The sequence below is a fragment of the Acidobacteriota bacterium genome (assembly GCA_035471785.1).
Lineage (GTDB): Bacteria > Acidobacteriota > UBA6911 > RPQK01 > DATIPO01 > JANQFM01.
The window spans coordinates 61,206-74,392 of sequence record DATIPQ010000077.1 but is presented as its reverse complement, the minus strand read 5'-3'; the positions used below and the strand labels follow the sequence as shown (position 1 = coordinate 74,392).

Annotated in this window: 9 protein-coding genes; 7 read left to right on the top strand and 2 right to left on the bottom strand. The window is 62.9% G+C overall.

Annotation, left to right across the window (positions count from 1 at the left end):
- Positions 1-27 precede the first annotated feature (27 nt).
- Positions 28-681: a hypothetical protein gene (locus VLU25_10945; protein ID HSR68450.1), complete on the bottom strand. Its 654-nt coding sequence runs from the start codon at positions 679-681 to the stop codon at positions 28-30.
- 291 nt (positions 682-972) lie between these two features.
- Here VLU25_10945 and VLU25_10940 point away from each other — a divergent pair, with 291 nt between their 5' ends.
- Positions 973-1,986: a homoserine dehydrogenase gene (locus VLU25_10940; GenBank protein HSR68449.1), complete on the top strand. Its 1,014-nt coding sequence runs from the start codon at positions 973-975 to the stop codon at positions 1,984-1,986.
- Between the two features lie 31 nt (positions 1,987-2,017).
- Here the strand turns inward: VLU25_10940 and VLU25_10935 are convergent, their stop codons facing one another.
- Entirely contained in the window at positions 2,018-4,234 is a 2,217-nt protein-coding gene (locus tag VLU25_10935; GenBank protein ID HSR68448.1) for a PQQ-binding-like beta-propeller repeat protein, read from the bottom strand.
- A 409-nt stretch (positions 4,235-4,643) separates the two neighbouring features.
- Here VLU25_10935 and VLU25_10930 point away from each other — a divergent pair, with 409 nt between their 5' ends.
- The 6 genes from VLU25_10930 (at position 4,644) to VLU25_10905 (ending at position 13,015) form a co-directional block, all read left to right on the top strand.
- Positions 4,644-7,124: a SpoIIE family protein phosphatase gene (locus VLU25_10930; protein ID HSR68447.1), complete on the top strand. Its 2,481-nt coding sequence runs from the start codon at positions 4,644-4,646 to the stop codon at positions 7,122-7,124.
- Entirely contained in the window at positions 7,121-9,667 is a 2,547-nt protein-coding gene (locus VLU25_10925) for a PP2C family protein-serine/threonine phosphatase (protein ID HSR68446.1), read from the top strand. Before VLU25_10930 ends, VLU25_10925 begins: the two co-directional genes overlap by 4 nt.
- A 9-nt stretch (positions 9,668-9,676) precedes the next feature.
- Positions 9,677-10,045: an STAS domain-containing protein gene (locus tag VLU25_10920; GenBank protein ID HSR68445.1), complete on the top strand. Its 369-nt coding sequence runs from the start codon at positions 9,677-9,679 to the stop codon at positions 10,043-10,045.
- A 2-nt stretch (positions 10,046-10,047) separates the two neighbouring features.
- Positions 10,048-10,479, top strand: coding sequence for an ATP-binding protein (locus tag VLU25_10915; protein ID HSR68444.1), 432 nt, complete (start codon positions 10,048-10,050; stop codon positions 10,477-10,479).
- 21 nt (positions 10,480-10,500) lie between these two features.
- Positions 10,501-12,141 carry a PP2C family protein-serine/threonine phosphatase gene (locus VLU25_10910; GenBank protein HSR68443.1) on the top strand — a complete coding sequence of 547 codons (1,641 nt, stop codon included), beginning with the start codon at positions 10,501-10,503 and terminating at the stop codon, positions 12,139-12,141.
- Positions 12,142-12,283: 142 nt separating this feature from the next.
- Positions 12,284-13,015 carry a protein-L-isoaspartate(D-aspartate) O-methyltransferase gene (locus tag VLU25_10905; GenBank protein ID HSR68442.1) on the top strand — a complete coding sequence of 244 codons (732 nt, stop codon included), beginning with the start codon at positions 12,284-12,286 and terminating at the stop codon, positions 13,013-13,015.
- The last annotated feature ends 172 nt before the right edge of the window (positions 13,016-13,187 follow it).

Below are 13,187 nucleotides of genomic sequence, written 5' to 3'. Positions count from 1 at the left end.
CAGCCGATTTTCGGGGCATGGGGCTTCTCAAGCCGCCAAGCGGCTGAGGGGAAAACTGCCGGACAGGCGTTCGGGGTGGATGCCCGCTTCCTTGCTGACCAGGTTTCTGAGCATCTCCCAGGCTTCGCCTTCGCTGAGGCTGGGCCGGCTGCGCGCCAGAATGCGGAAGTTGAGGCGCAGGGCCGTTTGCCCCAGCGAACTCAAAGTCCTGCAGTCCTCCGGCAAATGCAGCGCCAGCGGTCTGGTCAGCCAGTAACCCACGCTCAGAACCAAGGAGAAACCGATGGCCATTCCCAGGGCTCTGCCGGGAGGCAAGACTCCCAGCAGCCAGGCACCCAGGGCGGCCACAACGAGCACAGCGAAGGAACGCAACATACCTCCCAGCCATTGAGGCCGGGTGAGGTTGGGCAAGTGGCCTCCCAGGCGTCGTCCCAGGCGGCTCCAAAGGCGCCGCCGCCCCTCATCCGGGAGCAGCCGTTCCAGGGATGAGGAGGCTTGCAGGTGTCTCCTGGGAATCCCCGCCAGTTCCATCAATCCCTGGCGCAGCCGAAAAAAACAGTGCAGGCGCACGCTTTGAGAAGCCCGGAAGACCACCTGGTGCAGATCGCCCAGGGTGACGGCCTGCCGGGCTTCCGTCTCATCCAGCCAGATTTGAAAAGATTCCTCAATGCTCGCGTGCAAGTCCCGCCAGTCGAATGACATCCTGAATGATTGGATGCAGCCAGGTCAGGGAAGTTCCAATTTTTGAATTGCATTGCAAATGACCCGTCTTGCTAACGAGTATTTTAATTCAATGGGAATCGCGGTTCTTGTGTTCGTTTTCCAACTGAAATAGGCGGGACAGGGAAGCTACTCTACCTGCGCAGACAGGTTTCCTTCCTAAACTCTTTCCCTCAACCTATGAGTGTTAGCAAGCCTGTCTGCACTTCCTTTTGTGGACCCCGAACGCCCTTTCGTGGTCTTCTGGAGGCCATGAAGATTCTCTTGCTCGGTTTGGGGCGGGTAGCCCGCCGCATGCTCGAGATGCTGGCTGAAGGGAGGGCTGACCGGGAGAGCCTGCTCGCACCTCGAGTAGAGATCGCCGGCATCTTCACGGCCAACCATGGATATCGGCTTCCTCAGCATCCGGAGCCCGTCGAGGAGGTGCTGGCCGCCCTGTCACAGGGCCGCCTGCTCGATTCCGGCCGGCGGCAGGACCCATTCCAGGCAATCGCTCATGCCGACTATCAGGTGCTGGTGGAGTTGACCACGCTTTGCATCGAGGAGGAGGGGCGTCCCGCGGCCGATTATGTGCGGGCAGCTCTGTCGGCGGGCCGCCATGCGGTTACCGCCAACAAGGGGCCCATGGCTTTTCAGGGAGCGGACTTGCTGCGCCTGGCCCGGCGTCGGGGACGCTTTTTGCGCTTCGAATCTACGGTCATGGACGGAGCGCCGGTCTTCAGTCTGGCCCGCTGCGGCTTGCGCGGCTGCCGAATCGAAGGTGTGAGCGGAATCCTCAACTCCACCACCAATTTCATTCTCTGCGCCATGGAAGAAGGCGCCTCGCTGGAGGAGGCGCTTGGGGAGGCTCGTCGCTCGGGCTTCGCAGAGGCAGACGCCTCTCACGATCTGCAGGGCTGGGACGCGGCCTGCAAGATGGCCGTGCTGGCCAATGCCTTGATGGGTGTCGACCTGCATCCGCGCTCGGTGAGGCGCGAGGTGTTAGACGCGTCCATGGGCCAGAGGGCGAGGGAAATCCGCCGCCGGGGAGAGCGGCTGCGCCTGGTTTCGCGGCTGCGGCGCCGTCGCGACCGAGTGGCGGGCGAGGTGAGGCTGCGGCGGCTTGAGGCCGACGATCCCATGGCGCGGGTTCCGGGACCGGGCGGACTCCTGCGTCTTGAAACCGACTGCATGGGCCCCATCCTCATCACCCAGCAGGCGCCCACCTTGGACGATACCGCCTACGGCGTCATCAACGACCTGCTGGAAATCGCCGGGGCCCGTTAGGTTGGAGCCCCGGCGGCGTCCCCATCAAGCGTCAGCGCGAGGAAGAATCCGAAGCGGGTTGCTCAGCCACGGCGATCACGTGCTTGAGGGTGCGGAAGACCATGATTCCGTCGGAGACGGCCGGAGTCGACATCAGCGTTCCGCCCACGTCGTTGACGGCCAGTTCCCGGTACTTGCGTCCCGCACGGGCCACCGTCACGGTCCCATCTTCGGCGGAGAAGTAGAGACGGCCGTCGGCGGCGATGGGAGAGGCGCTGAAGCTGCCGCCCACGCTCACCCTGGCCCGGTAAATGCGTTCGCCGCTTTGGGCGTCGTAGCAGGTCAGGCGTCCGTTGTTGGCGGTCAGGTAGAGCAGTCCCCGGTAGTAGAGAGGGGTCGGCATGTAGGTTCCGCCGCGGTCGTAACTCCAGGCCACATCCTTGCTTGAATCGGCGTCCTCGGGCAGCGTCAGGTCGCCCTCGGCGCCGGCCCGTACGGCGTAGATCGGACGCACCGGCGGATAGCCGGCCGTGACATAGACCATCTCCTGGCCAACGACCGGAGTCCCTACGATGATCTCGGAGTTGGGTCCCAGGCTCCACAACAGTTCGCCGTTGTCGGGGTTGTAGGCGCGGATGGTGGTGCCGTTGGTGATCAGTTCGTCGCGCTCGCCCAGGGTGGAGATGGTGGGAGTGCTCCAGGTAGGGATCTCGTCGCGATCGGTGCGCCAAAGCTGCTTGCCGTCGGAGAGTCTGTAGGCGGCCACATAGCTCTGGTCGTGGACGTCCACCTGCACGATGACCCGGTCTTTGTAGATGATCGGCGAGGAGGCGAAGCCCCACTGATAGCTGCGGTCATAGAACCAGCCGCTGTCCATTAGCCCCAGGTCTTTCTTCCACAGCAGTTGACCCTCCATATCGTAGACGTAGAGTCCCTCGGAGGGGAAGACGGCGGCCACGTGCTTGCCATCGGTGGCGGGGCTGGGATTGGCCTGAGAAGACTTGAGGTGGCGCTTGCCTTTGGGAGGCCCCTCAGCGGCGACCCGTTCCCATATCTTGTCGCCCGTCTTGAGATCGAGACAAAGGACTTTCCAGGTGTGAACGGAGAGGTCATCGACCGATTCCACGTCGCCGTAGAGTCCGGTTCGAAAAGTCGCATCGCCCGAGGTGCTGACTGCCGTGGTGACGAAGACCCGGTCGCCCCAGATGACGGGGCTGGAGTTGGCGATTCCATCCACCGGTGTCTTCCAGAGAATGTTCCGGTCGTCTTTAACGCTCCACTGCAAGGGAACTCCCTGGCCGTCGGCGACGCCCGACGCTCCCGGCCCGCGAAAGGAAGGCCAGGGACGCGCCTCGTCGCGGACGACCGGCTGCTGGCCGGAATCATCGTCCTCCATGGGGGCGTCATCCGTTTCTTCCTCTGCCGGGGAACTTTCGGCCGTGTCCTCCTCGGCCAGGTCGCTGCGGCGCAAGGTCATCCGGTTGGAGCCTTGAAGGACATTGACTCCTTCCACCATGCCGGCCCGACCGAAGAAGGTCGCCTCGATCCCTGTCATCTCCACGCCCTGGAAGCGGTCTTCCGCCACCGGACGCAGCGTCAGCGGAGGCTGTCCCGGAGGCCGGGCGATGAGGACGCCGTCGCCGGCCGACACTTCTATCGTGGTGCCGCCGGCTTCCGCCGTGTAGCTTCCCGCGTAGCTGTGCAGCTTTTCGGCGTCGACGGGATAGGATTCCAGCGGGGGCAGTTCTTCGGCCGCGGCGCGCAGCAACTCGATGATTTCGTCGTTCTTTCCTCGTTCGGCGGCGGCCATCCCCCCGCGGATCTCAGAGGGTTTCAGCTTGCCGCTTTTCAAGGCCGCCTCGACCAGCGCCTTGTTGCTGCCGCGAATGCCGAAGGTGAGCGCCATGGCCACGTTCTCGGCTTTGCTGTCGATCAGCAAAAGCGCGACCTCCCGGTGCCCCTTGCTGAGCGCCCAGGTCAGCGGCGTGGTGCTGTAGAAGCTGTCGGTGACGTTGGGATCGGCGCCTCTTTCCAGCAGCAGGCGGACGGCCTCCAAGTGCCCTTTGTCGGCCGCGAAATGCAGAGCCGTCGAGTTGTAGCGCGTGGTGGAGTTCACATCGACGCCCTTGTCCAGGAGGCGGCTGAGTGTTTCGGTATCTCCTTGTCGGGCGGCTTCAAACCATTCCTCAAGGGACGATGTTGCAGGTTGCTGGGCCGACAGGACGGCCGTCCAGAGCAGCACGATGAGCAGGGCGAGTCGTTTCTTCAATGTTCTTCCTCCAAAAGGCTCTTACCAGGTTGCCGAAAAGTCTACCCAAAGATCTCGTATTGTGCCTCGCCGGCGGGGCTGACGGCCAATCAAGTTTCTTGTCATCCGCACCGTTTGCTCGAAGGTGCTGACGGGTGAAGAAACTGTTGCCAAGTCAACATGCCTTTACAATTCGATTGACCGCCTAGTGGTTGTCATATTATGCTTTAGGGTGAGAGCAAAAGCTGCCTGGCCGAATACTCCTTCCCTAAATCCCGTCAGTGCGGGACTTCTCGGTCGGGCAGCTTTGATTTAGACACCTTCAAGGCCTGCTTTCTTCCCGCCCTCGCGGCCGTTATTGACCGTGAGACCCCCCAAAGCTACCATTCTTGAGAATGAATCGGCGGCTGGGACCGTAGAAAGAAGCGCTGTGGCGATTTTACCTCGGGGAATTTCATCGACCGCCTCCCGGGTCTGGGCGGTTTTGCTGTTGGGAGCGCCCTTGGCTTTAGCGGGCGGTATCTGGCTGCAGTATCGAATTGCCGAGGCTCAAGACTTCACCTTCACCGTCGATTACGGAGAATCGATTCGGCTGGCTCAAACGCTGGCGGCCGGGAAAGGACTCGATACCTCCGAATGGACCACCTTCTCAGCGGCGACGGGCGATCAGGATCTGCATCACTACTATCGCCTGGATGACGCCCCTTGGCGGACCGAGTTGCGCCGGATTGCGCCGGAGGCTCGCATCCGGGTGCTGCAACACCGACCCGAGGAAGACGGAGCCGTCGGGATATTCGAGTCCTACTGGAGTCCACGGGGAAATCCCTTGGGCTTTCTTGTGCGGGACGCCAATTCTGCTTCCCCGTCCGATTCCTCTCCGCAAGCCGACCTGCAAGCCGCTCGACAGGCTCTTCAAGAGCGCCAACTGGGGGCGCTGGTGGGTGACTGGGGAGAACCCGAGACGTCGACCGTCCGCCGCGGGGCCCGCAGCCATCGCCGCTATGTGTGGAAGGCATCCCCTCAACCCGCTCCTGAGTTCATCCTGGAAGTGGACATTGAAGTGTGGGAGGGGGAAGTCGTCGGCGACGTGGTGGAGGGGTCGCTGAAGGAAGAGTTCGTGGAGGCCAACCTGCAGGCCTACAGGTGGCATTCGGCCGTCTCTTGGGGACTCTTTTGGATCATGGTCGTCATCATGGCCTTCTACGCCGCCGTCCGCTATGCGCGCAGGGCTCAGCAGAAGGAGCTGTCGCATGCCAGGGCCTTGACGATCGCCGCCATCCTTGCCGTCTGCTATGTGGCCATCGTGCTGCTCAACATCTTCGACACCATCGGCATGGCTGTGGTGGAAGCGCCCTGGTGGCTGATGTGGATCATTGTGCCCGGCACCGTCCTTTCCTATGGCTTGTTCGGTCTGCTGGTGGGTGGCGCCTGGGCGGCGGGCGAAGGAGATGTGCGGGAGCGACACGCCGGCAAATTGACTTCTTGGGACGCTTTGGTGACAGGACGTTTCTTCTCCCGCAACGTGGCGCTGGCCTATCTCTGGGGCTTCGCCTGCGGGGCCTGGCTGCTGCTAGGAGCGACTTTGCTTCAGAGCGCCTTCTGGGGCGCCCCCCAACTGGGCGAATCGATCGAGCACATGGTGACGCTCTTTTTCTCTCGCATGCCCTGGCTCTTCACCTTCGTCTCGCCCTGGGTTTCAACCTTGCCTCTTATGGTCACCACCTTGCTGCTGCCCATTTCCATCAGCTCAAAGTTTCGCTCCGAGCGGCTGCGGCGCATCGCCTTCGGCCTCATGGCCGTAACTGGATCGCTTCTGATGGGATTGCTGGTCCATCCGGTTCCCGCCGGCTGGTTGACGACTCTGCTCTTGGCCGCTGTGCTGGTCTTTTTGTGGCACACCACCGATTTGCTGACGGCGGCCGTAGCCGCAGCGACCTATTCCTTCCTGCGCTCCTTGATCATCGTTGGCAGCGGGACTGACTTCACTTCCGGGATCACCACCGTGTCGGCTGTCCTGATTGCTCTGACACTGCTGATTGAGGGCTATTTCGCTTTTCGGGGGCGCGTCCTCAGCCAGGATGAGGTCCGTCCTCTCTACGCCCGCCACGCCGAACAGAGACAGGCCATGCAGGCAGAAAAGGAAGCCGCCCGCGAAGCCCAGTTGGCCCTGGCCCCCCGCCAGACGCCCTCTTTGCCGGGCGTGGGTGTGGCCGCCGCCTGCCAGCCGGCCAGGACGGTGGGAGGCGACTTCTACGATTTCTTCTTGCGGGCCGGCAACCGCCTGGGCATCCTGTTGGCCGAAGGGGGCGGACGCGGGCTCTCATCAGCTCTTTCCATCGCTTATGCCAAGGGGCTGTTGCTGCCTCTCCGCGACGAGTCGCTCTCTGCCTCCGAAGTGCTGCGGCGGGTGCTTCCCGGACTGCACCCCTATCTGGAAGGTGGCGAGATGGGCATCCTCTACGCCGTGGTCGACTCCAGCGCGGGACGCTTTGATTTCGCCCGCTACGGGGACTATCCGCGCCTCCTGCGCTGCCGCTCCGCCTCCAGCCTCGAGGTTCCCGAAACGGCATCGCGGCTGCGCTTGCCGGGAGAGCACTCGCCGCTCACCATCCGCCATGGGACCTTCGACCTGCGCCCGGGCGAGAAGATCTGCTGCTTCACCGACGGCATCGCGGAAGTCCTTGAGGCTTCTCAAAGCGGGATGGCCGAAGAATGGATTCGCAGCTTTCTCGTCTCGCGCGGCGATGACAGCGCCGAGGAGATTCAGGAGGCCCTGCTGGGCGCTCTCAAGGTCAAGGCCCGAAAGGCCAAGATGAACGGCGTCGAGGACGACCTGTCGTCGGTCATTCTTCACTTCGAGCGACGGGAGCAGGGCAGCGTTCAGCCCTACGCCGAAGAGGAGGTGGCATGAAGCGTCTGGGCTGGATCACGCTGGCGGCGCTGGCCGGAGTCGCCCTTTATGGGCTGCTTTTTGCCCGCTATGAGTCGGCGCTGCAGTGGCAGGTTTCCATCGACCGCCGTCAGGCCATCCAGCGGGCTTACGAGACGGCGGCCCAACTGGGCATCGAGGCCGGTTCCTGGACGGCGTCATCGTCGGTCTTCGACAGCGAGTCGGGCCGGCTCTTCCAGCGCCGCCACGGCAACCACGAGCTGGCCCGCTACATCCATCCCCTGCAGTACGAGGTACGTCTGGACGATCCCGACTCCCAAGACTTCTTTGAGATGAACCTGGCCCCCAACGGTGAGTTGCGCCTCTTCAGGCTGACCCGCCCCACTCCAGAAAAGAGCGACGAAGGCGGTTCCATCGGCATCAGCGCCGATTCGGGTGGCGGCGTCGACGTCGAAGTCGACGGATCCGAAGAATCCCGGCAGGAGGACGAGGAGCCTCCCGCGGTGTCGCCCGAGGTTCGCAGCCTAGCCCGCCAGACCTTGGAGTATCTTCTGGCGGGGCTCAGCAGCGCCGATCTTGAGCTTGAAGAACCTCCCGCCTCGCGCCGCGGGGGTTTTCGCTTCCGCTGGACGGCCCCCGAGCAGGAAGGTGAGCCGGGGCGTCTCGAGGTGGAGGTCACGGTCGGCGCCGAGGAAGCCTTGGAAGGAGGCGTCGGAATCGATTTCTCGGAGGACTTCGAGAGTTTGCGGGATGACTTTGACTCGGGGGTGGAACTTTACACCGCTGCCGTGGGGCTGCTGGCCACCGTGCTCTTCCTGGCGGGGGCGGTCTTTCTTCTTCTCGGGTGCCTCAACCGCGAGATCCACTACCGAACCATCCTCAGCGCCCTTTTGCTTGTCGGCGTCATCCACCTGATTGCCTACTATCCCTCTGGAGCCTTGGACGCCCAATATGTGGATGGAGAGGCCTTGTGGGAAATCGTATTGCAGCAGGGACTGGGCATCATTTTCGTGGCGGGCGGATTTCTCTTCTGCGTGTGGGGACCCACCTACATGTTGGGCATCCGAAAACGGCCCTTGCCCTTGGTGTCGGCCGATCTGTTTCTGCGCGGACGCTGGCTGGCACGACCGCTGGGAGAGGCCCTTTTCGCCGGAGTGGTCCTGGGCCCCGCCTTGGCCGCTTTGCCCTACCTCGCCAAGGCCCTGATGCCCTCGGCGATGCTGACTCCCCCGAATGTCGAAGGCTGGGCCGGGCCCATGCTGTGGACGGGCGCTTTTGACCTGATGGAGGTGCGCGGGCTGGGTTGGGTGGCCTTCCTTTACGGGCTCTGGTATTCGCTGATGGAGGCCTTTGTCAAACATCCCCTCATCAGACGCTCCGCACAGGTTGTGATGGCCATCGCCTGCCTGGCCTCCATGCCCGTCAATGCGCCTCTGACGGCGGCCTTGCTGGCCGGGGGGCTGATCGCAGTGGCGGCTGACCTGATCTATCACCGCCTGGGATTGCTTTCCGTTGTGGCGGTCTTTCTCTCGGCTTACGCTGTGCGCCAGGGAACGGCCTTGCTGGGACAGCCCTCCGCCCATCTGCAAGAGCAGGGAATGTGGACCCTTTCCGCCCTGGGGGCTTTGGCCCTGAGCGGTTTGCTGGTGGCCCGTCTGGGCCGTCCCGTCGACCTCTCCAGCGAAGCCCGCAGGCGTCTGGCGGACTCTCAACGCCTGCAGCGCCAGAGGCGGGCCGAACGCGACAAGCTTTTGGCCGAGTTCTCGGTGGCTCAGCGGGCCCAGCAGATGATGCTTCCCGAGAACCCGCCTCATATCAAGGGCTATCAGTTGGCGGGAATTTGTCAGCCGGCGCGCGAGGTGGGAGGCGACCTCTATGATTTCTTGCCCTTGTCCGGAGGCCGTTGGGTCGTGACGGTGGCCGATGTCGCCGGCAAAGGCGTCGGCGCGGCCCTCTACATGACGCTGACCAAGGGATTGCTGACCTCGGTCAGCGAGCAGAGCAGCGAACCGTTCGAAATCGTCAGGCGCGTCAATCAGCATTATTTCGCAAGCGTCCAGCGCAACCGGTTTGTCACCTTGGCGCTGGCGGCCCTCGACCCGCAAAGCGGCCGCGCCCGCTGCGCCCGGGCCGGGCACAACCCCGTCATCTGGAGGAGGGCCCGCCGCGACGAAACAGTCACTTTGAACACTTCCGGACTGGGGCTGGGACTGGTCGACAGCCACTACTTTGACCGCAGCCTGGCGGTCGAGGAAATCGAGTTGGAACCGGGCGACGCACTCTTCTTCTACTCCGACGGAATTCCTGAGGCCATGAACCGGCGGCGCCAGGAGTACGGCGATGAACGGCTGCGCCAACGCATCGCCGACACCGACGGCATGAGCGCCTCGGCATCCATGCACCACATCCTGGAAGACGTGAAGCGCTTCGTCTCAAGCCATCCGGCCAGCGACGACGTCACTTTGGTGGTGTTGCGCCGTGAGGAGCGCAGGACCGGTTCCGCCCAGGTCGCTTCGCAGGCGGAAATCCTTTACACTGAAGAGCTTTCGGAACAAGCCGGTTAGGGAGCAAGAATGGCCGATTCATTTCACGTCGAGAAAAGCAGCGAGGGAGAAATCGCGGTCCTGCAAGTTGAAGGCTACCTGGATGCCCACACCGCCCCCGACTTCGAGAAAGCCCTGGAGGACGAGATCGCCAAAGGCAAATACAAGATCATCGTCGACTGCCGCAAGCTCGACTACATTTCCTCGGCCGGGCTCGGCGTCTTCATGGGATTCGTGGAGGAGGTCAGGGATCAATCGGGGGACATCAAGATCTGCGGCCTGATTCCGAAGGTCCGCCAAGTCTTCGAACTGCTGGGCTTTCAACAGCTTTACCATATCGAGGACGACCGCCAAGCGGCCTTGAAGAAATTCCAGGAATCGCCAACGTGGGAGGGCTGAAGATGGCCGCGATCCAAAAGAAGTTTCTGCTCCAGTTCCCATCCTCCACCGAGAACCTGGCCATGGTCAGAGCCTTTTTGGAGAACATCGGCAAGCAGGCCGGGATGGCCGAGGATGAGGTGGCCAAGATTCAGTTGGCTGTGGATGAGGCCTGCAGCAATGTGATCGAACATGCCTATGGTCACGACAAAAGCAAAGAGGTTCTGATCGAGGTTTCCTACGACGACGCCCAGTTGAAGATCTCCATCGTAGACCGGGGACGCGGCTTCGATCCCGACAGCGTGGAACCCCAGCAACTGAAGGAGTTGGCGGCCCGCAGACAAACCGGGGGATTGGGCCTGACCCTGATCCGCACCTTGATGGACGAAGTCCACTACGACATCGTGCCCGGTGAGAAGAACCAGATCCGGCTGATCAAGCATTTCGTCAAATAGCTCAACCCAGGACCCGGGCCCATGAAGGCTTCTCTCAGCGCATCCCTACTGGAATCCCTGCTGGAATCGGCGCAGTTGCTGCACGCCTCCCTGGAGCTGGAGCATCTGCTCAAGCATCTGCTGCGAACCATCATGGGGCGCCGGCTGATCAGCAAAGGACTGATAGCCGTCTCTCAGGGCCGCACGCTGCGCTTGGCGCTGGTCCGCGGCGCCGCTTCGCTGCAGAGCGGCGATCCGTTTGATGAAGGAGCGGCCCGAGAAGCCGGAATCGACGAGTTTCATGAAATCGAGGCCGACGGCGAGCAGGTCGGCGTGGTGGGGTTGGCCAGGGGATTGCGGCCTGTCGACGAGTCCGAGCAGGCTTTTCTCGACGCCCTGTTGGGCATCGCCGCTTCCGGCATCCGCAATGCCCGCTCCCATGCCGAGACCCGCCGTCTCAATAAGGACCTGGAGCGCAGAGTGCAGGACTTGCGCACCCTGCTGGAAATGGTGCAGAGCCTGACCTCGACACTCGATCCCGAGCACGTCGCCCGGCTTCTGGCCCTGACCTTAGCCGGACGCTGGGGCGTCAGCCGCTACTTTGTCATGGCCCATAAACAAGGCCACCCTCCCATCCTGCGCAGGCGGGGCATGGACCCTCCTCCCTTCGAACTGCTTGAGGAGGGGTTGCAGGATGTTTCTCGCGCGGTTCGGGCCTCCGATGTGCCCTCCCCGAAGCTGCGCAAAGTTCTCGCCGACCTGCAAGCTGAAGCGGTGTTTCCTTTGCGCACCTCGGAGGAACTGCTGGGAGCCGTGGTGCTGGGGCCGCGTCTGGGGAACCTTCCCTATGACCAGGCCGACCTGGAGTTCGGGTCGGGATTGGTGGGCCAGTCGGTGGTGGCTTTCGAGAACGGATGGCACTTCACCGAGACGGTGGAAAAGCGCAAGATGGAGCAGGAGCTGGGAGTGGCGGCCGGCATTCAGCAAGACCTCTTTCCCCAGTCGTTGCCCGAGTTGAAGGGATTCGAGACGGCCGCCTACAGCCGTCCTGCCCGCCAGGTGGGTGGAGACTACTACGATGCCCTGCCTCTGGGAGACCCCGATCCCGAGTCGCCCTATCTCTTTTGCGTGGCCGACATATCCGGCAAAGGCGTGCCCGCCTCGCTGCTCATGGCCAACATCCAGGCCACCTTGAGGGCCCTGCTCTCAACCGAGTTGGAGCTGGTGGAACTGGTCACCCGCACCAGCGCACTGCTCTATGCCACCACTCCCGGCAACAAGTACGCCACCGCCATTCTGGTGCAGATCGACCCCGCCGATTCTCGCGTCCGCTGCGTCAACGCGGGACACAACGACGGCATCCTTCTCAAGGCTGACGGGTCTTGCGAGCACTGGAAGTCGACGGGTCCGCCGGTGGGGCTGATTCCCAACATCCCCTTTAGCTCCGCCTCCTTCGAGATGGCTCCGGGGGATCTGCTGGCCCTCTACTCGGACGGAGTCGTGGAGGCCCACAACAGCCAGGAGGAGGAATTCGGTGAGGAGCGCTTCGAAGAGGTCCTGCGCGAGCAGGCCCGATCGCCCTGCGAAAGCATTCTTGAACGCGTCTATCAGGCGCTGGACGCCTTCGCCGGCGATCAGCCTCAGCACGACGACATTACCTTGATGCTGATCCGGCGCACCTGAGCGACCCGCGGTCGAACTCCCAACCGCCGGTCTCCAACTCACGAGTACCACGACCCCACCTACACTTGGGATGCGGTTGTCGCTTGGTGCAAACGGCGGTCCCATGCTCGAGCCTGTTAAGATCATGAGTGTGAGGAGCCTTATGAATCTCTCTCTATTGTTGTTGGCCGCCCTTACCTTTGGGTCCTGCGGCGGACCCGCCTTGCAGACCGATTCGATCAGCGAAGGCGAACAAGAGAGGCGGCGCCAGGCCATGGTCGAAGAGCAGTTGGCATCGCGCGACATCACCTCGCGGCCGGTGCTGCGGGCCATGAGCCGCGTGCCGCGCCATCTTTTCCTGCCCGAGCCCTTGCGCGGACAGGCCTATCGCGACGGACCCCTGCCCATTGGGCACGGGCAAACCATCTCTCAGCCCTACATCGTAGCCCTGATGACTCAGCACCTGCAGATCAAGAAGGGACAGAAGGTCCTTGAAATCGGCACGGGCAGCGGTTACCAGGCCGCCGTGCTGGCCGAGATGGGAGCCGAGGTGTTTACCATCGAGATCATCCCCGAACTGGCCCGTCAGGCTGAGCAAATTCTGAGCAGGCTGGAGTACGGAAACGTCCACGTGCGGGCCGGAGACGGCTACGCCGGCTGGCCGCAGGAAGCTCCCTTCGACGCCATCATCGTCACCGCCGCCCCCGAAGAACTGCCCCAGCCCCTGGCCGGGCAACTGGCCGAGGGCGGACGTCTGATCATTCCCGTAGGACCCACCTATGGAGTCCAGTCGCTGCTTCTTTACCGCAAGAAGGAGGGGAAGTTGGTCAAGACCGATCTCGGGGCGGTTCGGTTCGTGCCCTTTACTCGCAAGGACGATTCCCCGCCGCCCTAGTGCCGCCGGTCATACATTCTGAGCCGGGACCCTCCGTTCTTGTCCCTGACAGGGACAGATTCGCTAGCCCAGGGTCAGCCCCGGCCAGCGTAGCGAGACGGCGGCGCCACCCTGGGTTTAAGACGGCAGGGGTCCGAATGCTGAAAGCGTGGAATAACGCGACAGGGTGGCT

Coding starts and splice junctions, on each gene's coding strand:
- VLU25_10925 (HSR68446.1), top strand. CDS start 7,121: ATGAAGCGTCTGGGCTGGATCACGCTGGCGGCGCTGGCCGGAGTCGCC.
- VLU25_10910 (HSR68443.1), top strand. CDS start 10,501: ATGAAGGCTTCTCTCAGCGCATCCCTACTGGAATCCCTGCTGGAATCG.
- VLU25_10940 (HSR68449.1), top strand. CDS start 973: ATGAAGATTCTCTTGCTCGGTTTGGGGCGGGTAGCCCGCCGCATGCTC.
- VLU25_10905 (HSR68442.1), top strand. CDS start 12,284: ATGAATCTCTCTCTATTGTTGTTGGCCGCCCTTACCTTTGGGTCCTGC.
- VLU25_10920 (HSR68445.1), top strand. CDS start 9,677: ATGGCCGATTCATTTCACGTCGAGAAAAGCAGCGAGGGAGAAATCGCG.
- VLU25_10915 (HSR68444.1), top strand. CDS start 10,048: ATGGCCGCGATCCAAAAGAAGTTTCTGCTCCAGTTCCCATCCTCCACC.